This window comes from Klebsiella sp. HN106, from assembly GCF_051209435.1.
Classification (GTDB): Bacteria; Pseudomonadota; Gammaproteobacteria; order Enterobacterales; family Enterobacteriaceae; genus Klebsiella; species Klebsiella oxytoca.
This window is the reverse complement of sequence record NZ_JBLURD010000002.1, coordinates 554,870-578,195: the sequence shown is the minus strand read 5'-3', so window position 1 is coordinate 578,195 and position 23,326 is coordinate 554,870. Positions and strand designations below refer to the sequence as shown.

Sequence of the window (23,326 nt, the reverse complement as noted above, 5' to 3'; positions counted from 1 at the left end):
CAAATCGCAGGTTACGCCGATGTGAATTATGGCGTCGCTACCGCCGGACGGACGTTAAGGTGTCGGCGTAGCCACAGCGCGATGGCGCCCAGCACCAGCATCATCACCACTTCCACCGCCAGGAAATCGATCAGCGCCCGGGGATAGTCGCCGCCGCTGCGCTGGGCGAGAGTTAAGAATAGCGACCCGAGAATTGCCGGGCCCAGGCCCAGCGTCGCCTGCTGCAGGGTGCTGAGAATTGCGCTCCCGGCCCCGGCGTCAGAAGCGCTGATGTCGCGCATCCCGATGCGATAAAAGCTATTCACGATCAGCGCCTGCCCGTAGCCGATAAGCGCCGTGGAGGGGACCAGCGCCAGGGTGCTGGTGTGGGTAGCGAGGCGATAAAAGGTCGCGCACAGCAGCAGCAGGCCGACAATCTGCACCGACAGGCCAGTCAGCAAAATGCGTCCCATGCTGTAGCGGGCAATCAGCTTCGGCGCGTACAGCGCGGAGATGAAGTAGGCCACGCCGAGCGCGATAAAGCTATTCCCGGACTGCCACGGCGCCATTCCCAGACCGGCCTGCATGGTCAACGCCATACAGAACATAAATCCGGACCAGGCGCTGAAAAAGAGCAGGGCGATGGCCATGCCAAAGCGAATGCTGGTGAGCTTCAGCAGGCGAGGTGGCAATAGCGGCTGCTCGCCGCGCTGCTGTTTGCTCAGCGCGCTGGCCCGCATCCAGACCAGCAGCGGCAGCACCGCAGCTAACATCAGCTGCAGCGTCCACGGCCAGTGCAGCTCCGGCCCCAGCGCCATCGGAAACAGCAGGCAGCAGAGGATCAGCGCAAGGCTGAAGGTGCCCTGCCAGTCGATGCGCGAATGCGCTTCGCGCCGGGTCTCCGGGACGTATCGCGGACTAAAGGCCAGCACCAGCAGGCAGATCGGCACATTAATAAAGAAGGCATTCCGCCAGCCTAAACCGGCGATATCCGCCGAGACCAGCCAGCCGCCGCCCATCTGACCGACGATAAAGGCGATACCGCCAATGCCGCCGTACAGGCTGATGGCCCGGGCGTGGGCGTTGCCTTTGAGGGTGATATGCAGCGTGGCGAGGATCTGCGGCACGATTAGCGCCGCGCCGGCGCCCTGGACCGTGCGCGCCGCCAGCAGCGTGGTGATAGAGTTTGCCATTCCGCACAGCAGGGAGGCGACGCCAAAAATCGCCACGCCCCACATAAACAGACGGCGGCGGCCATAGTTATCGCCAAGTTTGCTGCCCATCGCCAGGCAGACGGCAAAGGCGACGCCGTACAGCGCGACGATCAGCTCCAGCTGGGTGGCGCTGGCGTTCAGCGATTGGGTGATGGAGTCCAGCGCGACGTTGGCGATCGAGGTGTCGATCAGCGGCAGCATCTGGCCGGTCAACAGAAGGAATAAACCGGCGCGGCCGGGTGAAACAGCAGACGAATTCATCGGATCTCTCCATTGCGTCATTCAGCGGATGGCCGTAGCATCACCGATAAATTAAACGGGTACCAGTTCCTGCTTATACTGGTATTGGCACTACCATGCTGGAGGTTTTATGACGACCATGCCGCAACGTGAATCGACGATCGCCGCGCCCGATGATGCCCGTAAACAGCTGGGGGCATTTCTGCGCGCCCGGCGTGAGAGCCTCGATCCGCAGCGCCTGGGGTTGCCGCGCGTTGGCCGACGACGCACGCCGGGTCTGCGGCGGGAAGAGGTGGCGATGCTGGCGGAGGTCGGCGTCACCTGGTACACCTGGCTGGAGCAGGGGCGGGACGTTAATCCGTCCGAGGCCGTGCTGGTGTCGGTGGCGAACGCGCTGCAGTGCAGCCCGCTGGAGACCCGGCACCTGTTTGTCCTGGCCGGACTGACGCCGCCGGAAGCCGCGCAGGTCACGGTATGCGAAGGCATCAGCCCCGGCACCCGGCGGATGCTTGATAGCCTGATGCCGCAGCCCGCCAGTATTCAGAAGCCGAGCTTCGATATTGTGGCCTGGAACGACAGCTTCTGCCGCCTGATGGGTATCGATTTCGCCACCATTCCGGAAGAGGATCGCAACTGTATTTATCTGTATCTGACCAATGAAACCTGGCGCAGCCGTATTGAAAATCGCGATGTGCTGGCGACGTTTGTCTCCTATTTTCGCGCGGCGATGGCGGAGCACCGCGGCGATCCGCTGTGGGAGAATAAGCTGGCGCGCTTTTTTGCCGCGTCGGCGGAGTTTGAGTCCCTCTGGCATCAGCGCTATGAGGTGCGCGGGGTGGAAAATCAGGTGAAAAACTTTAACCATCCGCAGCTCGGACGCTTCAGCCTGCAGCAGATGTACTGGTACTCGGCCCCGCGTAACGGCTCGCGCCTGCTGGTCTATTTGCCGATGGATGAAATGGGCGAACGGGCGCTGGCGTGGCTGGATAAACACTAATGACAAGGAATCAGATTGCTGACAAAGTTCAATCTTCAGGAACTGCCCGGCGGCGCGATGCTTGCGCAGGCCTACAGCGCATTGCATAGCAGGTTGATATTGCGGTTTTTCGTAGGCCCGGCAAGGCGCCGCCCGGCAGAAATGCGAGCACAATAGCCAAAAAAAGGTTTGTCATCAGTCTCAAGGAATGCCCATGAATATTACCCGTAAAGAGCAGCGCATTATTCAGCGCGCGCTAAAGGCGTGGCAGGCCAGCGGCGATTTAGCCCCTGAGGATAGCCAGCGGCTGGCGCAAACGCTGCGCGTCTCTCCCTTCGACTGGCAGCGGCTGAGCCGCTATGCGTTCTGGACCTCGCTGGCCTGCGTGCTGGTCGCGCTGGGCAGCCTGTTTGCCGACAGCGCCCTGATTGAGCTTCTGCTGAGCCTGTTCAGCCGCTCGGCGCTGACGCGAATCATCCTGCCCGCGCTGCTGGCGGTGGCCTGCTACGCCTGGGGTTTTCGCCGCCAGCGGCGGGAAACGCAGTGGCACTACAGCACTGAGGCGATCCTCTTTCTGGGGGTTATTTTTACCGCCGTGGCGCTGTGGCAGCTTGGCGAACGTCTGGATACCGGCAGCGGTCATATCGCGCCGCTGTTCCTGGCCGGATGCCTGATTTACGGCGCGATTGGCTTTTTTGCTCGCTCCGGGCTGGTGTGGCTCTTTTTTCTGCTGTCGCTGGGCAACTGGTTCGGTGCAGAAACCGGCTACGTTTCGGGCTGGGGCGCCTACTGGCTGGGCATGAACTACCCGATCCGCTTCGTGCTGTTCGGCGGCGCGCTGCTTGCGCTCTGCTACGGCGCGCAACACGCTTTGCGCCAGCGCCAGCTGTTTACCGTCAGTAAAGCGATGGGGCTGATCTATCTGTTTATCGCCCTGTGGATCCTGTCGATTTTTGGCAACTATGACCTGGATAGCTGGTCCAGCATAGCGCAAAGGCAGCTGCTGCCGTGGGGGCTGCTGTTCGCCGTGGCGGCGGGGATCTGTATCTATATCAGCCTGAAAACCGACGACGGCATGCTGCGCGGCTTCGGTCTGACGTTCCTGGCGATCAACCTCTATACCCGTTTCTTCGAGTTCTTCTGGGATGGCATGCACAAAGTCGCATTTTTCCTGATCCTCGCAGTCTCGCTGGCGGTAATTGGCCGCTATGCGGAGCGCATCTGGCATGCGGGAAGGGTAACCCATGAATAATTAAGCTTTTTTAAGAAGTGTGGCAGGGGGCAGCGACGTCTTACGCGAATTGTCGTATAAGCGAATTTTACGCTTTTGACAGGGGCGCAAGATGAATAAGGAGTCGATTTTTCGCCAGCTAGAACAACGGATCGTCGGGCGACCGCTGACCGCGGAAGCGCTTGGCGAGTTTAATGCGATGGCGATTGCCGATAGCCTGAAGCAAAAACGCAGTATCATCAGCCATCATCTGAATAATCTCCATCGCGAGCAGCGGGTGGTCAAAGTAAATGGTCGCCCGGTGCTGTTTTTACCCATTGCCGCGCTGCGCGACCACCACCGCCTCGCGGTTCGACACGGCGAATACGCTTCCCTTCAGGCCCTGTGCGCTGAGCGCCAGGATAGTCTGGCGCAGCTGATAGGCGCTCAGGGCAGCCTGCAGGAAGCTTTGCGGCAGTGCAAGGCCGCCATCAGCTACCCCGGCGCAGGTCTACCGCTTCTGCTGCGCGGTCCCACCGGCACGGGGAAAAGTTTCCTTGCGCGCCAGCTCTGGCGTTATGCGATGGAACAGGGCGTTTTGCCTGCCGATGCGCCTTTTACCGTGTTTAACTGCGCTGAGTACGCGAATAATCCAGAGCTGCTGACCTCGAAATTATTCGGGCACGCGAAGGGCGCCTTTACCGGTGCGGATAAATCAGTCCCCGGTCTTATCGAGACCAGCAACGGCGGGGTACTGTTTATTGATGAGGTTCATCGTCTGCCCCCCGAAGGACAGGAGAAGCTGTTCCATTTTATGGATAACGGTAGCTGGCGGCGGCTGGGGGAGAGCAGCGAGGAGCGCAGCGCCACGGTACGGCTGATTTTTGCTTCAACGGAGGATCTGGAAAAGCACTTCCTGGCGACTTTTATACGTCGTATTCCGGTGATCGTCAAAATCCTGCCGATCGCCGAGCGTGGACAGTATGAAAGACTGGCGTTTATCCATCACTTTTTTCGCCGTGAAGCGCAGCGATTACATCACGATCTGGCGCTGGACGGCGAAATCATCAGCCAGCTGATGCGCGAAACGCTCGAGGGTAACGTCGGCGGACTAGAGAATTTGATCCGCAATATTTGCGCCAGCGCCTGGACATTTGGCGAGCGGGATAGCGATCTTTTACAGATAAAAGCGGGTTTACTGCCCGACCGGTTGCTGGCGGATGCGCCTTTTTCTCTTCAGCAAAATAGCGAACGGGTCATGATTTACCGCGATGGCGACGCGCAGCCTTTGTTTTCCGGTCGTCATCATGAGTATCAACGGCTAACGGAAAATATTTGCAGCCTCTGCGAGGAACTCGGGAAGGACAATATCAGCGCAAGGACCTTTGAAAAGCTCATTTATCAAAACGTGACGCTCTATCTCGATGCGTTGATGAATCAGGAGAGCGCGGTCTCTCTTCAGGACAAGCGGCTGCGCTTTATTGAGGATGTGGGCAAGGCGATCGCCGCCAATTACGATCTCCAGCTGAATGCCGAATTCGCCTATCTTACTGGCCGCTACCTGACCAGCCTGCCTCTTGCTCCGCGCAGCGTTGCCGAGCCCGCGCGTCTGGTGATGCAGCGCTGGCTGGAGTCCTCAGCGGGGCTGGCGCAGCGTATCGCGGGGAAACTACTGGATGTCGTCAATAACAAATACGATCTGCTCATCGATACGCTTGACCGCCTGGCGGTTGCCGCTATCGTCAGCAATGCGATTGATGCGACCAGCGGCGGAAAAGTGAAAGCGGTGATTATCGCCCACGGCTATTCGACCGCCAGCAGCATTGCGGGGGTCGCCAATCGCCTGATTGGCGAGAAGATCTACCAGGCGATGGACATGCCGATGGAGGTGGCGTTCAGCGACGTCAGCCGCGCCGTGGTTGATTATCTCCAGCATACCGATACCCGAGCCGGAGTCATGGTGCTTATCGATATGGGCTATACCAAAGAGATTGCCGATGCGCTTTTGTCGGTGATTAACGGCCCGCTGGTGGTGGTGGATAACGTCACGACGCGCATGGCGCTGAACGTCGCCAGCGAGATCGCGCTGGGGAAAAATATCGAACATATTGCCGAAGAGATCGTGCCGCTCAATCAGTCGCGCTGGGATGTCTTCTGGCCGACAGAAAAAAAAGAGCGTGCTCTGCTGGTGACCTGCATTACCGGAATCGGTACTGCGTTTAAATTTAAAAATCTGATGGAGAAGAGCCTGCTCAGCGACTTTGATATTAACATTATCGCCTGCGAGTATACGCGCTTAAAAAATAGCCGCACGGCGATATCCTTGCTCCACCAGTATGAAGTAATTGCGGTTGTGGGTACGCACGACCCACAGCTGGCGGGGGTGCCATGGGTAGGTATTGAAGAGCTGCTAGGCGAGCAGGGGCATCGGCATCTCAGTCAGCTCTTAAGCGGCTATCTCAATGAGAAGCAAATTGCGCTGATTAATAAAAATATGGTTCGTGAGTTTTCGCTGCATAACGTCGTCAACTCCTTGACGATACTGAATGCCGGAAAAACGATGAGCCATATTGAGACTATTATTGCAGAGTGGCAAAACACGCTTGGCTTTAATTTTAATAATAATTTAATTATTAGCCTGTATGTGCATCTCAGCTGCATGATTGAGCGTCTGGTAATGCGTAATGAAATTACCCATTATAAAAATCTTGAGCAATTTTCTCGCCAGCACGGAGAATTTATTGCTATGGTGAACCACTCGTTTCAGCGCCTGAAAATACTCTATAACGTGACGCTGCCGGTAGCGGAAATTGGTTATATTCACGATATTTTTGAATTACGCGTTGACGATTTTCGCTGGTAATCCTCAGCGCAGCCCCGGAGCAGGTCGCCGGGGCTGGCAGAGGGTTAGCGAATTAATATTCGACTTTCCACATATAGCGGCGGGTGGTCAGAGGATGGTTGCGGGCGGTGGCCAGCGCCAGGTTGTACACATCAAGAACGCAGTTGTGCAGCAGGCCGCAGAAATATTCGCGCACGCTGGCGTGAAGCGCATCAATTCCCACTTTTTCCACGTCAATAATCTGCAGTTTTCCCTGATAGCGTTCGATAAAGCGGATCGCGCGATCGTCCAGCGGACGGGTGCGGCCGCTGCTTTTTAATAAAATGAACGGCGTTCCCGGTTCGGTAATCTCAAAGGGGCCGTGGAAATACTCGCCGCTATGGATGCTGGCGGAGTTAATCCACTGCATCTCCAACAGAATACAGATGGATTCCTGATGCGCGGCACCGAACGAAGGACCGCTGCCCATCATATAAATGACCTTTTCACTTTTCCAGGCTTCGGCAAAATGCTGCGCATCCGCTTGCACCTGCTGCTGAGCGCCGCGCACCACGGATTCAAAACTGGCAAAGGCGCTGACCATCTCAGCGTAATGGTCGTATCCTTCTGTTTGCGCCAGGATCTCCAGCGCCAGCCACAGGCTGTACGCCGCTTTTTGCTGTGTCGGATCGACAGTTTCGGGATAGCGAGCCCAGCAGTATTCGATAGTGTAATCGCTGTGTTCGCACAGCGGCGTGCCGGGGGTATATACCAGTCCAATCGTAGCCGCGCCTTTTTGACGCGCGATGCGGGCGGCTTCGACCGTTTCAGCGGTGTTGCCCTGCTGAGAGGCAAGGATCACCACGCTATTTTCCCCTAATGCTTGCGGCGTCGCGTGGACAAATTCATTACTGGTCACATAACCGACGGCCAGCTTTTTCGCTTCACAATCGAGAAAATATTTCCCCGGCCAGAAGCCGGTCAACGAACCCCCGCAGCCAACAAACCACACGCGTTCAATACGTTGCCTGGTTAAAATATCGCGAATAATATGGTGGGCGTTTTTCTGAGCTATAGACATATTGGTCTCCTTGAGATGTAAAGGGTCCTCCGCTGCATGGCGGATAACTTTTACAGGGCATTATTTAATTAAGTTTTTTACTTTTCATTTTCTGGTGGAACTGCGGATCCTTAGGTATTGCGGGATCGACACCCTTCACTGGCGGTAGCCTGGCGCAAACCATTTGCAATGGAATAATATATTCAAAGATTGCAAAGTCTGGATCGTTAATAAACGTAAAGGGCATGTTCTTACCGTTATTGTCAACATGCGGGCCAATGCGATAAATATGCGGCGTCCAACCAGACAGTATTTCCGCCAGACGATCCTGACGCTCATCGGGATGCGGATCGAGCATAATCAGGGTTGAACGCTCATCGAAGGCGTTATAGATCCCGTGGATGAATTCCTCAAATTCATAGCCGGCCACCGGGCAGCGCAGCGTTTCAAGCATCTTTAGCGCGCCTTCCTGAACGGTGCCAAACAGTCCTGCCGGGCCGGTCAGGCGAATATCTGCGCTGTCGATAAGCGGCCGGGCGTGATTGAGAACCCACGCCTGCGAGGCCTCAATGAGCGTCGGCAAATGATTGAACGTCCTCTCCATGCGGACGAGTAGCGCCTTGCGCTCCTCATCGCTCAGGCGCTGCTGGCGGCTGGCGACGGCAAGCGCAAGCAGTATCAGGTTGAGTATGGTGCAGTGATAACCTTTGGTTTTGGCGCCGGCGCGCTCTTCTCCACAGGGGACCGTCAGGATCAAATCTGCCGCCTGGTCGATGGCAGCTGGCGCTTCCCCGGCCATGGAAGCGGTAAGGTGCCCGGCTGCCCGGGCGCGCTCCATTGCGGCGAGAGTGGAGAGGCTGCCGCCTCCCTGAGAAATGCCGATGACCAGCGCTTTATCGCTGAGGGATAGAGCCGTCTCGTCCAGCAGGAAGGGCCAGTACACATCGACCGGGATGCCGCACCACTGCTGCATAAACGACCGCGCGGTCAGCGCGCCGTGGTAAGACGTACCGGAACCGGTCAGGATGATTCGAGAGATCCCGCGATCCGCCAGCGCTTTCGCCGCTTGCCAGAGATCTTCCCGCGTCTGCGTTAGCATAGCGAGCAGGCGAGCGGGGGTTTCATTCATATAGTCTTCTACGTGCATGGGTGATATTCCTCTTCTTAAAGCAGGCCTAACGCGCTGGCTGCCATGCCAAATGCGATGGTGCCTAACAGGATCCAGTTGATGTTGACTCCCTTACGGATCAGCTTGTACATCCCAAGGGTGAAAAGCAGAGGCAGCAGCGAAGGAAGTATTTTGTCGATAAACTCCTGTGCCTTCATGGTCGTCTGCCCGGCAGTGAAGCTGAGCGGGGTGGTGATATCTATCATACTGGCGGTCATCGCGCCGACGACCATCAGGCCAACGATTGACGCGATATAGGTGACCCGATCCATGAGTCCGCTTTGGTAAATCCGCATCAGCCAGGTGGTGCCAGCCCGATAGCCGAGCTTCAGCCCATACCAGCGGCATAACAGATGCGGTAGGTTATAAACTAACAACGCCATTATCGGTCCCAGGAGGCTGCCCTGCTGGGCGAAATAAATTCCCATCCCGGCGGCAATCACCTTCAATGACCCCCAGAATATGGAATCACCGATACCCGCCAGCGGCCCCATCAGGCTGGTTTTAATCGCGTTTATCGATTCTTCATTAAATTCGGGATTGCGCTGATTCTCCTCTTCCATAGCGATCGACAAGCCGAAGATAAAGGTGGAGAGGTGCGGCGTGGTGTTAAACAGCACCAGATGGCGCTGCAGGGCGCGCCCCAGTTCCGTCGGGTCCTGATAGATACGCTTCAGGGCCGGCGACATTGCGAAGGCGTAGCCCATATGCTGCTGGCGCTCGTAGTTCCACGAGCCCTGCAGCGTAAAGGAGCGCCAGAACACGCTGCGTAAATCCCGAGCGGTGACCCGGCTTGCGTCATCGCTTTGCGGCTGGGCGGCGCCTGACAGGGTCTGCGTCATTTCACTCATGATTAGCTCTCCTGCTGCTTAAGATTAAGAAACTGGCTGATGATAAAAGCCAACACCACGGCGAATAGCGCGATGGCGATGATATCCAGTTTGGTATATGCCGCTATCAGAAAGCCCAGACCGAGGTACGGCATAAGTTTGCTGCTGAGCATCATGCTGATCAGCAGGGCGAAGCCGAGCGCCGGCAGGATCTTACTGGCGACGATCAATCCGTTGGTGATCACCGGCGGAATCGCCTCAAGGAACCAGCTAACCGCCGAAGAGCCGAGCAGGATGGCGAAAAAAACCGGCAGAAATCCGTTTAAAAAATAGAGCAGCGTCGGACCGCCGAGGTGCATCAGGCCGACCATCCGGGTATTACCTTGCGCCGCATAGCGGTCCGCCAGATGACCGAAGCGGGCGTTCACCACGCGTACCAGAATGCCCAGCGTTTGCGCCAGCATTGAGACGGGGATGGCGATGGTGAGCGCAGCCTCCGGACCGCGGCCGGACATGATCGAAAACGCGGTCGCCAGTACGGAGCCGGTCACGATATCGGGTGGGTGCGCGGCGCCGATGGCGACGTTGCCGAGAAAAATAAGCTCCAGCGTAGCGCCAATCAGAATCCCCTCATGCAGATTGCCGCAGACCAGACCGGTGAGGGCGCACATCACCAGCGGCCGGTCGATCATCGATACCCCAAGCAGGCGGCCATCGAGGATCCCCAGGGCGGCAATCAGTCCGAGTAACGTTGCGGTGAGCAACATAGTGACCTCCGAAGTTAAAGTTGTTCGTTGAGGAGCTCGGCCGAGTGGGCGGGTACCTGACGCATCTCCAGCCGAATGCCTTTCTCTTTCAGCGCTCTGCTATCGGCGATTTCCTCTTCGGTCAGATAGATGGCCTTGCCGAATTGTCTTGCGCCCTCCTTCTGCGGCAGACCGCCGTAGTTAATGGCGTTAATTCCCGGGACTTTTTCTACCAGCGCGAGGGTTTCAGCAGTATTGCCAAGGACCACCATGACTTTTTTATGATCCAACTTGCCGCCGTTAAGCTTTTCCGCCGCCTGTTCAACGGTGGCGATGTCCAGCGTGACGCCCGCCGGCTTGGCCAGGTTAAGCGACATCGTAATGAAGGCATCCGCCGCGGCTTTGGCGTTAGCGACGATGATATGGTCGATATCCAGCGCTCGGGTCCAGGCAAAAACCACCTGGCCGTGCAGCAGCCGATAATCAATGCGCACGAGTTTAATCATGAGATTCTCCCTGTGGGTCAGAGGATGGTTGTGTTAGTAGAGGGTTGATGAAAACAATGGATTCACGCGCCGCGCCGGTGGCGTAGACAATCGCGGCCTCGGTAGTGGCTTCTTCGCACAGCAGAAACTCCAGCAGCAGAGTCAGATTGATGCCGGCGACCACGAAAACGTTACGATGGCGCATCAAGACGCTCACGGCGCTATTGTTGATACTGCCGCCAAGCAGGTCGGTAAAGATCACCACTTCATCACCATTCGCCTGGACGATGAGATGCTCCAGGGTTTGCTCCAGCTGTTCGGTGGTCACGATATCTTCGTCATAGGCGCAGACCGGGATAACGCCGTGTTCGTCGCCAATCAGCAGCGATAAACTGTTCACCAGTCCGCGAGCAAAATGGCCGTGGCTGGCCACATAGATATGTTTCACCCGGTTTCTCCTTCATCCAGATAGTGGTATCTGTTAAGAGCAAAGGGCGTGCCAGAAATAAAAAATATTATTTATCAATTAATTAAAGCGGCTGGTTCACACTAAAGGCGTTATTCCTGGCACAAGCGGGCTTATTAACGCCGGAAACCTGGCACAAAAGGCAGAAAAAGAGGGGGAAAGAGTGGGGGGAGAAAGTCCCGGGCGAGACGCTGCTGCGCCATGGCCCGGGCATTCCCGGCAGAAGGGAATTAAATCTCGGTAATCGTCGTCGCCTGCGGCAGGCGTGATTTCGGCAGGGAGGCGTTAAAATCTTCAACGCTATGATGGCCGACCGGCACCACGACCAGGCTGGTGTAGCCCTTGGCCTTCAGGTCAAATTCGGCATCGAGAATTGCGAAATCGACGCCTTCAATCGGTACGGCGTCCAGGCCCATTGCCGCCACGCCCAGCAGGAAGTTGCCGACGTTCAGATACACCTGCTTCGCCATCCACTGGTCGTCGTCATGCAAATCTTTGCGGTGCATATCGGCAAAGAAGGTGCGGCCTTTATGGTTTGCCGCTTTGGCTTCGGCGTTAGCAAAGCGGCCATCGGCCTCTTCCTGATCGACCACGCGCTCAAGCCAGGCGTCGTCCATTGCGGTTTTGGCGCAGAACACCACCACGTGCGATGCGTCGAGAATTTTACGTTCGTTAAACACGTAGGTGCCGCTCGCCGCTTTGGCGACGCGCGCTTTGCCTTCATCGCTGCTGGCAACGATAAAATGCCACGGCTGGGAGTTGGTGCTTGACGGGCTGTACTGCAGCAGCGTTTTCAGGTTTTCCGCCTGCTCGGCAGTTAGCTTTTTGGTGGCGTCAAATGCCTTGGTGGAGTAGCGCTTTAAGGCAACCGATACGATATCCATACTCTTCCTCACTGTTTACAACCCCTTGCGGGTGCGTTTCGTGAAGGAAGAGTACAGCGATGGCGGGCAAATGATAAGGGGCAAAAATGCGATAACACTTATCGCGCAGCGCTGAAAATCACCCCGGGCGCAGCCGCTGCTGCTCTTTTTTGCTCAGTTTATCGACGATCAGATTCCACGAATCATCAATCAGCTCCGCCAGCAGGTCCACGCTGATATCCTCGCCGGGAACCACGGTGATCCAGTGCTTTTTGTTCATGTGATAGCCGGGCTCGATGCTGCGGTAAATGGCCTGATGAAGCAGCGATTTTTGCGGATCGCACTTCAGGTTGACCAGCGCGCGGCCGCGTACCGTTGCGGTGAGCATAAAAATCCGCCCGCCGACTTTAAACACATCGTACTCCGGGCCGAACGGCCAGCAGTGCTCGGTAAAGGGAAGCTCCAGCGCAATACGGTGCGCGTGGTCATGCAGCGAGCGGTGGTCCATCAGCGCGTATCCTCATGTAACGCCTGCCACATTGCCTCAAAGCCTAGCGCAATGAGCTCCGGGGCACGCTGCGGATCGTTGCTGGCGTACTCAATCGTGGTTTCCGCCAGCGACAGAAACAGCGCATCGCCAAAGGTGCGATAGGCATCGCTAAGAAAAATTGGCTTAACCGAAAGCTGGCATATCTCGTTGAGCTCGGGAAACATCTCTTTAACCCGGGTACGCGTTTCATCGGTAATCCGTTCGCTCAGGGACATGCGGCGTATGGCTTTATGCTCCATCGGTTTGCGCATACCCCAGTCGATATAGCTGTTCCAGATATTGCGGGCATTCTCTTTCGGACGGGATTCGTTCGGTTTAAGACTGGCCACCATGACCTGTACTAACCCCGATTTGATAGAGAGATAAAGCTCGTTAAGCAGATCGTCCTTGGTGGCAAAGTAGCGAAACAGCGTCCCCTCGGCTACCCCGGCGCTGCGGGCGATAGCGGAGGTTGAGGCGGCGATTCCCGACTGGGCAAAGGCGGCGGTTGCGGCCTCCAGTAACGCTTGCTTTTTATCTTCACTCTTAGGACGAGCCACTACACTTTACCTCACAGGTTATAAAACCACGATCTAAGCATGCCCGGTACGGGCACTGCAACGTTGTCTGTCAAAATTTGAAAATCGTCTTGACGACTTTCAGCTTCTTCCTAATAATGAGTGCTTACTCACTCATAATCAACCCTTATAACAAAAACCTCCAGGAAGGAGGATTTCGCCAGGTCAGGATATGAACCGTGTCATTTTCAGCGTGGTCGCCATCATGTTATTAGCGTCAGCAACAACTTTGCCGTTTGTGTTAAATGCCGGATTTGGCCAGGCGCCGCAGGGCGCGCAGCTCAGCCTGGTGGAACAGTCGCCGCACTATCATGACGGCCAGTTTCACAATCAGCTCCCGACGCCGGGTTTTACCGGGCAAAAAAATATGCTGGCCGCGTGGTGGGAGTTTCTCGTCGCCAGGCGCGAGAACGCCAGACCGGCCCAGCCGCTGCCGTTGGTGAACACCGATCTGGCGGGCCTGCCGTCAGGGCAGGACGCGATGGTCTGGCTCGGTCACTCCTCCTGGTATCTGCAGCTGGCGGGCAAACGCATCCTGATTGATCCCGTATTTAGCAACTATGCCGCACCCTTCTCTTTTATTAATAAGGCCTTTACCGGGGATTACCCATGGCACGCTGAGGGAATGCCGGAGATCGACCTGCTGATCATCTCGCACGATCACTATGATCATCTCGATTACGCCACCATCAAAGCCCTGATGCCGAAGGTCAAGCGCGTGATAACGCCGCTGGGCGTGGGGTCGCACCTGCGCTACTGGGGAATGGAGAGCGCGATAATCAGCGAGGCGGACTGGAATCAGGCGCTGCAGGTGAGCGATGAGCTGACGGTACACGTCCTGCCCGCGCGCCACTTCTCCGGCCGCGGCCTCAAGCGCAACCAGACCCTATGGGCCAGCTTTATGTTCGTTACCCCGCAGCAGAAAATTTACTACAGCGGCGACAGCGGCTACGGCCCGCACTTTAAAGCCATTGGCGAACAGTTTGGCGAAGTGGATTTAGCGATCATGGAAAACGGTCAGTATGACCAGGACTGGAAGTACATCCACATGATGCCGGAAGAGACGGCGCAGGCCGCTGACGATATTCATGCACGCGCGGTGCTGCCGGGCCATGCCGGGCGCTTCGTGCTGGCAAAACACACGTGGGACGATCCGTATAAACGACTGGCGGAGGCCAGCACAGGGCGACCGTGGCGACTGCTGACGCCTATGCTGGGTGAGCCGGTTTGGGTCGCTGATAAAACGCAATCATTTAACGCCTGGTGGCGCTAACGATGAGAGTGGTTCAGGAGGAGAGAGGACATATGACTATTTCCGCTCAGGTCATTGATACTATCGTCGAGTGGATTGATGAAAATTTGCATCAACCGCTACGTATTGACGATATTGCGCGCCATGCCGGTTATTCGAAGTGGCATTTACAACGACTGTTTTTACAGTACAAAGGGGAGAGTCTGGGGCGCTATATCCGCGAGCGTAAGCTGCTGCTGGCGGCGCGCGATCTGCGCGATACCGATCAGCGGGTTTACGATATTTGCCTGAAATACGGCTTTGACTCGCAGCAAACTTTTACCCGCATCTTCACCCGTACGTTTAACCAGCCGCCGGGTGCCTACCGTAAAGAAAATCACAGCCGCGCGCACTGAAAAAGCGTCCGCCGGGGAAACCGGCGGAGGCTGTTCTTACCAGGCGTAGCTGACCGTTGCCGTCACCGTCCGACCAATGCCGTAGAAGCAGGCGCTATCGCTGGCGCAGGAGGCCACATATCTGGTATCCGCGATGTTGTTTACGTTGAACTGTACCTGCGCACCTTTCAGGCTCGAGTTTAGCTCGCCCAATTCATAGCTGACCATGGCGTCATACAGATCTACTGCCGGAACCTTAAAGGTGTTTTTCGCATCGCCATAGCTGGTACCGATATAGCGTACGCCCACTCCCGCAGTCAGGCTTTTCAGCGCGCCGTCCGGCAGGGTATAGCTGGTGAAGGCTGAAGCCATATGGGTCGGAATACGCGCTGGCGTTTTCCCTTCGGTACCGACAACGGTAGTGTTGACGGTTTCTGCATCGGTATAAGTGTATGAAGCGATCAGATTGAGATTCTCAAAGAGCGTCGCGTGCGCTTCGGCCTCAACCCCTTTGGAACGCACTTTACCGCTATTCTCAAACCATCCGGCGGCGCTGTTGTAGGTGGCGACGTTACTTTGCGTTAAATCATACAGCGCAAGGGTGATTAGCGCGTTTGGGTCAGGCTGGTATTTCACGCCGACTTCCACCTGCTTGCCTTCGCTGGGATCGAACGGTCCAACGCCAGGCGCGCGGTTGGTTTGCAGGTTAGGTTCAAAGGAGGTGCTGTAGCTGATATAGGGGGAAAGACCAGAATCAAAGGCGTACAGCAGGCCGGTGCGCCAGGTGAACTTATTATCATTCTGCTGGGTGCTGCTGGCGTCGGTAAAATCGGTGGTGCGTACTTCCGCCCAGTCATAGCGCCCGGAAACTAACAGTTCCCAGTTCTGCCAGCTCAGCTGATCCTGAACATAGACCCCAGCCTGATCGAGATTTTGCTGTTCATTAGTGGCGGGGCTGAAGGCGCTTTCATCGACGCTAACGCCGTAGGTCGGGCTGCGCCAGTCGAGATCGTACTGCGAACCTCCGGCCCGGCCAAGATACTGCTTATCTTTACTGGTTTTGTAATCCAGACCGCCAATCACCGTATGGGCCACCTGGCCGCTGGCAAACTTTGCTTCGAGCTGGTTATCAATGCCAAACTCATCGGTCTGGCGCGTTTCATGCTGGGCGCGGCGGGAGAGTACCGAGCTGTTGGCGGGGCTACTGGAATAAACCAGGTAGCGATACTTCTGTTTGATGGTGGCGTAGCGGGCGTTCTGGCGCAGAGTAAAGGTATCGTCTGGCTGGTGCTCAAATTCATAGCCAATCATCGTTTGTTCCCGCCACGACTGATTGTAGCTGGGATCGCTGACGTTAAAATCACGCGGAATATAGCTGCCGTCGACGCTTTCCACCGTACCGTAGCGCGGCAGGAAGTTACGGTAACCGGCATCCGGGTCTTTCTGATAGCTGGTTAATAACGTCATGCGCGTGGCGTCATCAGGATACCAGGTGAGGGCGGGGGCGATGGCCATCCGCGTCTCTTTATAATCTTCAACCTGGCTATTCTGGGTACGGGCGATCCCGTTCAGACGATAGAGCAGGCGGCCATCATCGCTCAGCGGGCCGCCAAAATCGAAAGCGCCTTCGGCAAGATGATGATTGCCGGTGCGGAACTGCAGTTCATGAATCGGCTGGCTGACAGGGCGTTTGCTGGTCATGGCGATCAGCCCGCCGGGGTTTACCTGGCCAAACAGCACCGAGGCCGGGCCGCGTACCAGCTCGACGCGTTCCAGCAGCCACGGGTCGAAAGTACCGGTTTGCGAGGAGGCCGTCGCGCCGTAGCTCAGGCCATCGAGAAACTTGGGCACATAGCTAAAGCCGCGAACGAAAACCTCGTCGTTGCGGTTAGATGAACCGCGATATTCGGTAAAAACGCCCGCGCTATAGCGCAGCGCCTGGGATACCGAGGTGACGTCCAGCGCGCGCATTTGATCGCGGGTAACCACCGATACTGACTGCGGCGTTTTGACGATCTCTGCGGCGGTTTTTGTCGCGGATAGCGTCCTGGTGGCCACTATTCCCTTAAGCGGCGCTGTAGGATCTTCGCTACTGCCCGCGGTGACGACAAGCGTTTCCTCCGCCGCCAGCGCCTGATTCCCGATCGAAGATACCGCCAGAGTCGCAGTCCATAATGCTGTTATCTTATTATATTTAAACATATTTATGATTTTTCCTTGGTTAAATCGCCATCAAAAACCGCCCTCATCGAAGTGAATCCTTCAGCGGTCATCATTAACGGCCTTAATGTTATTGCAAATAGTTATTATTTGCATTAGCGTTATTAACAAATTCTTACAAGGAACTATCGGGCAATGAAAACGGCGTGGAGCGGTCTGCTGCTGGGGTTAAGTGCTTTACCGGCGGCGGCGATGAACTGTGAATCCCCTTCGTTACAGGGAGAGCTGGAGGGGAAGTTCGACGCCAGCGGTGAGGTCTGTTTTGACTTGCCCAGGCTGGGAGAGAACTACGTCGCGGCGACGCTCTCCGGCGTTACCGATGCCCGACTGCTGGATGAACATAACCGCCGTCTGCGCACGCTGCTGGCGGGCGGCCCGGCGGACGGCGAGCAAACCCTGCTATTTTCTCTGCCGGTAAACCGCGCCTCCTCGCTGGTGCTCCACGGTGAAGAAGGAGCCCGCTGGCGTTTTCAGTGGCAGATGCGGGAAACCACCGCGCTGGCCAAAATCCAGACGCTGGACCCGGTCAGCCCGCGCCTGCAGCTGCTGAAGAAGGAACTGGCGGCGGGAGGCTCAACGGCGACTTTCTGGCGGGAGCGTGAACTGGAGGGAACGCCCATGGTGGAATCGGTGGACGCCAGCCATAAGCGGGTGACCTTCTTGTGGCGCGGAGCGAGCCGCAACGTGTTTATTCTGGGTTCGCCGGCGGGGGATCACGATCCGCTGTTTCGTCTCGGTGATTCTGACGTCTGGTTTCGTAGCTACGTCGTACCTGCCGATACCTTAATGCAGTATAAGCTCGCCCCGGATGTGCCGCAGGTAGCCGGCGGCGCGCGCGAGCAGCGGCGGGCTATTCTGGTCAGCGCCCAGGCCGACCCGCTAAACCCGAATAGCGTCAATGCCGCCCACGACCGCTGGAGTCGCTACTCCCTGCTGGCTCTTAACCCCGCGCGTTTTTGCTCGGCGCCGCGGATGGCGCAGCCGCTACGCTACGGGACGCTGACCCGCCATCAGCTGCGCAGCGACTTTTTGCAAAACGCGCGTGAAGTCATGATTTATCGCCCACGTTTGCCGCAGCCCGCGCGTTGGACCCTGCTGCTCTTTGACGGTAAAACTTACCAGGACGAATACCGCTTCGCCAACGTGCTGGACGCCCTGATCGCCAGCCACAGGCTACCGCCGATTAACGTGGTGTTTATCGATAGCCTCGATCATCCGCGGCGGGCAAAGGAGCTGCCGCCAAATCCGCACTTTGCCGATTTTATGGCCCATGAGCTGCTGCCCTGGCTGAACCGCCAGGGGCTCAGCCTGACCCGGCAAAAAACCGTGGTTGCAGGATCCAGCTACGGCGGGCTGGCCGCGTCCTGGGTGGCGCTGCGCTATCCCCGGCAGTTTGGCAACGTACTGAGCCTGTCCGGGTCGTACTGGTGGGCGCCGAAAGGGGAAGAGGCCAGCTGGCTGACCCGACAGTATCAGCACTCGCCGCGCTATCCGGTCCGTTTCTGGCTACAGGCGGGAAGATTTGAGACCCGCGGGTCGGACGGCGGTATTTATGCCAATACGCTTGAGTTCGGGCGGGTACTGAGCGAGAAGGGATATAAGGTGAGCTTTCATCCCTCCTCGAGCGGCCACGATTATGTCGCCTGGTGCGAAGGCCTGATCAACGGTATGCGCGACCTGAGCGGATTAGCGCTCAAGAGAGAACCAGCGACGCCAGACCCAGCGCAGCGCCAGATACTCGATGGCGCCCAGCGCTAAAAACCACAGGCAAAAGATCAGCGTATAAAGCTGGTTGAGATCCATCAGATGGAACGTCGCCACCAGTTTCTGCGCCAGCGTCAGACCCAGCGAGGGCGCCGGCAGCAGCAGACAGGAGAGTAAAGCCAGCAGGAGAATGCCGGCGGCACTCATGAGCGTTTCTAGCGGATGTTTCATTATTTGTTAATCATCAGTTAAAAACATATTGTCCGGTAAAAAGGGAATCAATGCAATATCGTTTCGTACGCAATTAAAATACGCTTTAAGTATTATATTTAAACGTTCTCACTCATTTCTTTGTTAATTATTTTGGGCTTATTTGTGATTAAGTTAATTACGCTTTAATGTAAATTAACGTCATTATTAAGCCAGCGCTTTTACAAAAGTATAGGTGCTATATCCCACCAGAGTAGCGATAATAATGGCCAGCAGAATGTACAGCACCAGGCGGCGTCCGCGATAGATTCCAAACATAGTAGACCTCGTTTAGTTTAGGTTTATTAATATTCTGCAATAGTTGTTCTATAGAATTAACTTACCATAAATTTTGTATTTGCGAGAGATTAAATATTGCGCAAGCTCAAATTATCTCCCGCCTGTTTAAAATTTTTCTCATTGGCCCGGAATGATTCCAGGCTTTCCGCCTCACGGAATTTTAAGGGAGATATATTTTGACCAAAATGATCAAAACTAATAATACCACCCCCTCAGGGGATGTCGCGCCACGCCGGGCATATCAGCAGACGGTTGATGCGGTGCTGGCGCAGAAAAAAAGCCATGTCGACGGGCTCAGCGCCGCTGAAGCCGCCGAGCGTTTGCAGACCTTCGGCCCGAACGCCTTGCCGGAGAAAAAAGGCAAGCCAGCCTGGCTGCGCTTCCTTGCCCACTTTAACGACGTCCTGATTTTCGTCCTGCTGGCCGCCGCCGCGCTCACCGCGGTTATGGGGCACTGGGTCGATACCCTTGTCATTCTTGGCGTCACGGTGATCAACGCCCTGATCGGCCATATCCAGGAGAGCAATGCCGAAAAATCGCTACAGGGCATCCGCAATATGCTCTCCAGCGACGCGCGCGTGCAGCGCAGCGGTAAACACGAAACCATCCCGACCCGCGACCTGGTGCCGGGCGATATTGTGATTCTGCGCGCGGGCGACCGCGTGCCGGCCGATATGCGCCTGATTGAGAGCCATAATCTGCGGGTTGAAGAAGCCATTCTGACCGGCGAGTCGACGGTGGTGGATAAAACCACCGACGCGCTGGAAGGCGAACTGCCGCTGGGCGACCGTACCAATATGCTCTTCTCCGGCACGACCATCAGCGCCGGCGGCGGCGTTGGCGTGGTGACCGCAACCGGCCAGGATACCGAACTCGGCCACATCAACCAGATGATGGCGGGCATTGAAAAGCACCGTACGCCGCTGCTGGTGCAGATGGATAAGCTCGGTAAAGCGATCTTCGTTATCATCCTGGCGATGATGGCTGCGCTGTTCGTCTTCAGCCTGGCGCTGCGCGATATTCCTCTCGGCGAGCTGCTGCTCTCCCTGATTAGCCTGGCGGTGGCCGCCGTGCCGGAAGGCTTACCGGCGATTATCTCGATTATTCTCTCTCTGGGCGTACAGGCAATGGCGCGTCAGCGGGCGATTATCCGCAAACTGCCGACGGTGGAAACCCTGGGCGCCATGACCGTGGTGTGCTCGGATAAAACCGGCACCCTGACGATGAACGAGATGACCGTTAAAGCGATCATCACCGCCGACTGCTGCTACCGCGTCGAAGGCGACAGCTACGAGCCGCAGGGTAACATCTGCCTGGAAGGCAGCAACGAGCCGGTGCAAATTAAACCGGGCAGCGTGCTGGAAACCTATTTGCGCACCATCGATCTGTGTAACGACAGCCAGATGGTTCAGGACGAGCGCGGCCTGTGGGGCATTACCGGCGGGCCAACCGAAGGCGCGCTGAAGGTGCTGGCGGCGAAAGCGCGGCTGGAGCCCGTCGATGCCCGCCTGGTCGCGAAAATCCCGTTCGACTCGCAGTACAAGTACATGGCGACCCACCAGAAAATGGGCGACGTCGAGCAGGTGCTGATTACCGGCGCGCCGGACGTGATTTTTGCCCTGTGCCGCCAGCAGATGAGCAAGCAGGGGGCGGTGCCGTTTGAGCCGCAGTACTGGGAAGAGGAGATGGCGCGCTTTGCCCGCCAGGGCCTGCGTATGGTCGCCGCTGCCTACAAACCGGCTGACGTCGGCAGCACCACGCTGTCCCACGACGATCTGCGCGAAGGGCTGGTGTTCCTCGGCATTGCCGGAATGATGGACCCGCCGCGTCCGGAAGCGATCGACGCTATCCACGCCTGCCAGAACGCGGGGATCCGCGTGAAGATGATTACCGGCGATCACCCGCAGACGGCGATGAGTATTGGCCAGATGTTAGGGATCACCAACAGCAGCCAGGCGATGACCGGCTACCAGCTGGAGCACATGGATGACGCCGAGCTGGCGAAAGCCGCCGTGGAGTTCGATATCTTTGCCCGCACCAGCCCGGAGCACAAGCTGCGCCTGGTGAAAGCGCTGCAGGATAACGGTGAAGTGGTTGGCATGACCGGCGATGGCGTCAATGACGCTCCGGCGCTGCGTCAGGCCGACGTCGGGATCGCCATGGGCATTAAGGGCACTGAGGTGACCAAAGAGGCCGCCGATATGGTCCTGACCGATGACAACTTTGCCACTATTGCCAGCTCGGTCAAAGAGGGGCGCCGGGTCTACGATAACCTGAAAAAGACCATTCTGTTCATCATGCCGACCAACCTGGCGCAGGGGCTGTTGATTATCATCGCCCTGCTGGCGGGGAACATTATCCCGCTGACGCCGGTACTGATTTTGTGGATGAACATGGCCACCTCCGCCACGCTCTCCTTTGGCCTCGCGTTTGAAGCCGCCGAGCGCAACGCCATGAACCGACCGCCGCGTAAAACCGGCCAGCACGTCATGGATGCCTTCGCCGTCTGGCGCGTCGCCTTCGTCGGCACGATGATCGCCGTCGCCGCCTTTATTCTTGAAGCCTGGCTGGCGCCGCGCGGCCACAGCCCGGAGTTTATCCGCACCGTCCTGCTGCAGATGCTGGTCACCGCGCAGTGGGTCTACATGATTAACTGCCGCAGCAGCGACAGCTTCTCGCTGAATATGGGGCTTCTGCGTAACAAAGGCATCTGGCTGGTGAGCGGCGTGCTGCTGCTGATGCAGCTGGTCATCATCTACGTACCGGTGATGCAGACGATGTTTGGCACCGAAGGGCTGCCGCTGCGCTACTGGTTCATCACCCTGGTCATCGGTATCGCGATGTTCCTGGTGGTGGAAGTTGAGAAGCGCCTGACTCGTCGTTTCCGCAAAGCGGCGTAGCGTGTCTGACCCGTCCGGCTTCCCTTCTCCTGCGGGGAAGGGACGCCGCATCGTCGTAAGGAATTCCCCATGAACAAGATCATCCGCTCCGCCCTGCTGGCCTGCGGCCTGGCAGGCTACGCGCTTATCGCCGCCGCCGCGCCGGCCATTCCGGTGCGCGTTGCCACCGTTGAACAAGCGCCGCATGCCGATGAACGGCAAATCTCCGGCCGCGTTGAGGCCATTCACGCCGTCGACGTTCGCGCCCGTACCGAAGGGACGATCGTGCAGCGCCATTTCCAGGATGGGCAGTACGTCAAAAAAGGCGAGCCGCTATTTACGCTGGATGACGCCCAGCCGAAAGCCGCGCTGGCGCTCGCACAGGCCGAACTGAAAAGCGCGCAGGCTTCCCTGCGCCAGGCCCAGCAGCTGTTGAGCCGCTATCAGCAGCTGAAAAATAACCATTCAATCAGCCGTCATGACGTGGATACCGCGCAGATGCAGCGCGATGTCGCCGCCGCCGCCGTAGAGCAGGCGCAGGCGCGCATTACCGCCCAGCAGATAACGCTCGGCTATACCCGCATTACCTCGCCGGTGAGCGGGCGCGTCGGCCATAGTCCTTTTCACGTCGGCAGCCTGGTCAATCCCGCCAGCGGCGTGCTGGTTGATGTGGTCCAGCTCGATCCGATTCGCGTGGCGTTCTCGCTCGATGAATCCGCCTTTTTCGCGAAAGCAGGGCAGCACACGGATATCGCCGCGATGAAGCAGGCGTGGCTGGCGCAGGTGGAGTTGGATGGACGGCGTGAAGACGGCGTCCTGACCTCCGTTGATAACCGTATTGATAGCCGCACCGCCAGCGTGGCGCTGCGCGCTGAATTTGCTAACCCGCAGCACCGTTTACTGCCGGGCGGCAACGTCACGGTTTTCTTCCGTCCGCAGCAACTTAAGGAGAGCCCGATGATCCCGGCCTCTGCGCTACAGCAGGATGCACTGGGCTTTTACTGCTGGGTCGTAACGGCGAACAACACCGTGACGATGCGCCGTTTAGCGCCCGGCGGTCAGCATGGCCAGAGCTTCGTGGTGGCGGATGGCCTGAAAGCGGGAGAGCGCGTAGTGACGGAAGGTGCCCAGCGCCTGCGTGACGGCGCGGCCATTCAGTTGCTGAGTGAATAAGGGAGAGGGG

At 57.3% G+C, this 23,326-nt stretch carries 20 protein-coding genes; 8 read left to right on the top strand and 12 right to left on the bottom strand.

The window, feature by feature from the left end:
- Positions 1 to 26 precede the first annotated feature (26 nt).
- Positions 27 to 1,454, bottom strand: coding sequence for an MFS transporter (locus tag ACSIPU_RS09340; RefSeq protein ID WP_004099971.1), 1,428 nt, complete (start codon positions 1,452 to 1,454; stop codon positions 27 to 29).
- Positions 1,455 to 1,563: 109 nt separating this feature from the next.
- Here ACSIPU_RS09340 and ACSIPU_RS09335 point away from each other — a divergent pair, with 109 nt between their 5' ends.
- From ACSIPU_RS09335 to ACSIPU_RS09325, 3 genes are all read left to right on the top strand, one after another.
- Positions 1,564 to 2,430, top strand: coding sequence for a helix-turn-helix transcriptional regulator (locus ACSIPU_RS09335; protein ID WP_004099973.1), 867 nt, complete (start codon positions 1,564 to 1,566; stop codon positions 2,428 to 2,430).
- Positions 2,431 to 2,623: 193 nt separating this feature from the next.
- Positions 2,624 to 3,661, top strand: coding sequence for a DUF2157 domain-containing protein (locus ACSIPU_RS09330; protein ID WP_196557750.1), 1,038 nt, complete (start codon positions 2,624 to 2,626; stop codon positions 3,659 to 3,661).
- A 91-nt stretch (positions 3,662 to 3,752) separates the two neighbouring features.
- Positions 3,753 to 6,482: a sigma 54-interacting transcriptional regulator gene (locus ACSIPU_RS09325; protein ID WP_016809123.1), complete on the top strand. Its 2,730-nt coding sequence runs from the start codon at positions 3,753 to 3,755 to the stop codon at positions 6,480 to 6,482.
- A 52-nt stretch (positions 6,483 to 6,534) separates the two neighbouring features.
- Here ACSIPU_RS09325 and ACSIPU_RS09320 read toward each other — a convergent pair whose 3' ends face one another.
- The 9 genes from ACSIPU_RS09320 to ACSIPU_RS09280 all read right to left on the bottom strand — a co-directional run bounded on the left by ACSIPU_RS09320 (position 6,535) and on the right by ACSIPU_RS09280 (position 13,147).
- On the bottom strand, positions 6,535 to 7,521 hold the full coding sequence (locus ACSIPU_RS09320) for an SIS domain-containing protein (protein ID WP_004099979.1): 987 nt from the start codon (positions 7,519 to 7,521) through the stop codon (positions 6,535 to 6,537).
- Between the two features lie 64 nt (positions 7,522 to 7,585).
- Positions 7,586 to 8,647, bottom strand: coding sequence for an SIS domain-containing protein (locus ACSIPU_RS09315; protein WP_004099981.1), 1,062 nt, complete (start codon positions 8,645 to 8,647; stop codon positions 7,586 to 7,588).
- A 17-nt stretch (positions 8,648 to 8,664) separates the two neighbouring features.
- Positions 8,665 to 9,519, bottom strand: coding sequence for a PTS system mannose/fructose/sorbose family transporter subunit IID (locus tag ACSIPU_RS09310; RefSeq protein WP_004099982.1), 855 nt, complete (start codon positions 9,517 to 9,519; stop codon positions 8,665 to 8,667).
- 2 nt (positions 9,520 to 9,521) lie between these two features.
- Complete coding sequence (locus tag ACSIPU_RS09305) at positions 9,522 to 10,265, bottom strand: PTS mannose/fructose/sorbose/N-acetylgalactosamine transporter subunit IIC (protein WP_004099986.1); 744 nt, start codon at positions 10,263 to 10,265, stop codon at positions 9,522 to 9,524.
- Between the two features lie 14 nt (positions 10,266 to 10,279).
- Complete coding sequence (locus ACSIPU_RS09300) at positions 10,280 to 10,750, bottom strand: PTS sugar transporter subunit IIB (protein ID WP_004099987.1); 471 nt, start codon at positions 10,748 to 10,750, stop codon at positions 10,280 to 10,282.
- Complete coding sequence (locus ACSIPU_RS09295) at positions 10,743 to 11,177, bottom strand: PTS sugar transporter subunit IIA (RefSeq protein WP_004111161.1); 435 nt, start codon at positions 11,175 to 11,177, stop codon at positions 10,743 to 10,745. Before ACSIPU_RS09295 ends, ACSIPU_RS09300 begins: the two co-directional genes overlap by 8 nt.
- Positions 11,178 to 11,425: 248 nt before the next feature.
- On the bottom strand, positions 11,426 to 12,079 hold the full coding sequence (nfsB, locus tag ACSIPU_RS09290; RefSeq protein ID WP_004111163.1) for an oxygen-insensitive NAD(P)H nitroreductase: 654 nt from the start codon (positions 12,077 to 12,079) through the stop codon (positions 11,426 to 11,428).
- A 118-nt stretch (positions 12,080 to 12,197) separates the two neighbouring features.
- The gene (locus tag ACSIPU_RS09285; RefSeq protein ID WP_004099993.1) at positions 12,198 to 12,566 is read right to left on the bottom strand and encodes an MmcQ/YjbR family DNA-binding protein; all 369 of its coding nucleotides are present in this window, start codon (positions 12,564 to 12,566) and stop codon (positions 12,198 to 12,200) included.
- Entirely contained in the window at positions 12,566 to 13,147 is a 582-nt protein-coding gene (locus ACSIPU_RS09280; RefSeq protein ID WP_004099994.1) for a TetR/AcrR family transcriptional regulator, read from the bottom strand. The genes ACSIPU_RS09285 and ACSIPU_RS09280 overlap by 1 nt, the downstream gene beginning before the upstream one ends.
- A 190-nt stretch (positions 13,148 to 13,337) precedes the next feature.
- On the opposite strand from ACSIPU_RS09280, the gene ACSIPU_RS09275 reads away from it, so the two are divergent.
- Positions 13,338 to 14,438, top strand: a complete 1,101-nt coding sequence (locus ACSIPU_RS09275) for an MBL fold metallo-hydrolase (protein ID WP_004111167.1) — start codon at positions 13,338 to 13,340, stop codon at positions 14,436 to 14,438.
- Positions 14,439 to 14,470: 32 nt separating this feature from the next.
- Positions 14,471 to 14,812 carry a RamA family antibiotic efflux transcriptional regulator gene (locus ACSIPU_RS09270; RefSeq protein WP_004099996.1) on the top strand — a complete coding sequence of 114 codons (342 nt, stop codon included), beginning with the start codon at positions 14,471 to 14,473 and terminating at the stop codon, positions 14,810 to 14,812.
- Between the two features lie 36 nt (positions 14,813 to 14,848).
- On the opposite strand, the gene ACSIPU_RS09265 is transcribed toward ACSIPU_RS09270, so the two are convergent.
- Complete coding sequence (locus ACSIPU_RS09265; protein WP_004099998.1) at positions 14,849 to 16,993, bottom strand: TonB-dependent siderophore receptor; 2,145 nt, start codon at positions 16,991 to 16,993, stop codon at positions 14,849 to 14,851.
- Between the two features lie 153 nt (positions 16,994 to 17,146).
- Between ACSIPU_RS09265 and ACSIPU_RS09260 the strand changes: the two genes are divergently transcribed.
- Positions 17,147 to 18,769 (top strand): alpha/beta hydrolase-fold protein, encoded by a 1,623-nt coding sequence (locus ACSIPU_RS09260; protein WP_023329407.1) that lies wholly within the window; start codon positions 17,147 to 17,149, stop codon positions 18,767 to 18,769.
- On the opposite strand, the gene ACSIPU_RS09255 is transcribed toward ACSIPU_RS09260, so the two are convergent.
- Complete coding sequence (locus tag ACSIPU_RS09255) at positions 18,698 to 18,946, bottom strand: DUF1158 domain-containing protein (protein ID WP_004100000.1); 249 nt, start codon at positions 18,944 to 18,946, stop codon at positions 18,698 to 18,700. The genes ACSIPU_RS09260 and ACSIPU_RS09255 overlap by 72 nt on opposite strands.
- A 503-nt stretch (positions 18,947 to 19,449) precedes the next feature.
- On the opposite strand from ACSIPU_RS09255, the gene ACSIPU_RS09250 reads away from it, so the two are divergent.
- Complete coding sequence (locus ACSIPU_RS09250) at positions 19,450 to 22,164, top strand: cation-transporting P-type ATPase (protein WP_148673696.1); 2,715 nt, start codon at positions 19,450 to 19,452, stop codon at positions 22,162 to 22,164.
- Between the two features lie 69 nt (positions 22,165 to 22,233).
- Complete coding sequence (locus ACSIPU_RS09245; protein WP_049127372.1) at positions 22,234 to 23,316, top strand: efflux RND transporter periplasmic adaptor subunit; 1,083 nt, start codon at positions 22,234 to 22,236, stop codon at positions 23,314 to 23,316.
- Positions 23,317 to 23,326 lie beyond the last annotated feature (10 nt).

Coding starts and splice junctions, on each gene's coding strand:
- ACSIPU_RS09340 (WP_004099971.1), bottom strand. CDS start 1,454: ATGAATTCGTCTGCTGTTTCACCCGGCCGCGCCGGTTTATTCCTTCTG.
- ACSIPU_RS09335 (WP_004099973.1), top strand. CDS start 1,564: ATGACGACCATGCCGCAACGTGAATCGACGATCGCCGCGCCCGATGAT.
- ACSIPU_RS09330 (WP_196557750.1), top strand. CDS start 2,624: ATGAATATTACCCGTAAAGAGCAGCGCATTATTCAGCGCGCGCTAAAG.
- ACSIPU_RS09325 (WP_016809123.1), top strand. CDS start 3,753: ATGAATAAGGAGTCGATTTTTCGCCAGCTAGAACAACGGATCGTCGGG.
- ACSIPU_RS09320 (WP_004099979.1), bottom strand. CDS start 7,521: ATGTCTATAGCTCAGAAAAACGCCCACCATATTATTCGCGATATTTTA.
- ACSIPU_RS09315 (WP_004099981.1), bottom strand. CDS start 8,647: ATGCACGTAGAAGACTATATGAATGAAACCCCCGCTCGCCTGCTCGCT.
- ACSIPU_RS09310 (WP_004099982.1), bottom strand. CDS start 9,519: ATGAGTGAAATGACGCAGACCCTGTCAGGCGCCGCCCAGCCGCAAAGC.
- ACSIPU_RS09305 (WP_004099986.1), bottom strand. CDS start 10,265: ATGTTGCTCACCGCAACGTTACTCGGACTGATTGCCGCCCTGGGGATC.
- ACSIPU_RS09300 (WP_004099987.1), bottom strand. CDS start 10,750: ATGATTAAACTCGTGCGCATTGATTATCGGCTGCTGCACGGCCAGGTG.
- nfsB (WP_004111163.1), bottom strand. CDS start 12,079: ATGGATATCGTATCGGTTGCCTTAAAGCGCTACTCCACCAAGGCATTT.
- ACSIPU_RS09285 (WP_004099993.1), bottom strand. CDS start 12,566: ATGGACCACCGCTCGCTGCATGACCACGCGCACCGTATTGCGCTGGAG.
- ACSIPU_RS09275 (WP_004111167.1), top strand. CDS start 13,338: ATGAACCGTGTCATTTTCAGCGTGGTCGCCATCATGTTATTAGCGTCA.
- ACSIPU_RS09270 (WP_004099996.1), top strand. CDS start 14,471: ATGACTATTTCCGCTCAGGTCATTGATACTATCGTCGAGTGGATTGAT.
- ACSIPU_RS09265 (WP_004099998.1), bottom strand. CDS start 16,993: ATGTTTAAATATAATAAGATAACAGCATTATGGACTGCGACTCTGGCG.
- ACSIPU_RS09260 (WP_023329407.1), top strand. CDS start 17,147: ATGAAAACGGCGTGGAGCGGTCTGCTGCTGGGGTTAAGTGCTTTACCG.
- ACSIPU_RS09255 (WP_004100000.1), bottom strand. CDS start 18,946: ATGAAACATCCGCTAGAAACGCTCATGAGTGCCGCCGGCATTCTCCTG.
- ACSIPU_RS09250 (WP_148673696.1), top strand. CDS start 19,450: ATGATCAAAACTAATAATACCACCCCCTCAGGGGATGTCGCGCCACGC.
- ACSIPU_RS09245 (WP_049127372.1), top strand. CDS start 22,234: ATGAACAAGATCATCCGCTCCGCCCTGCTGGCCTGCGGCCTGGCAGGC.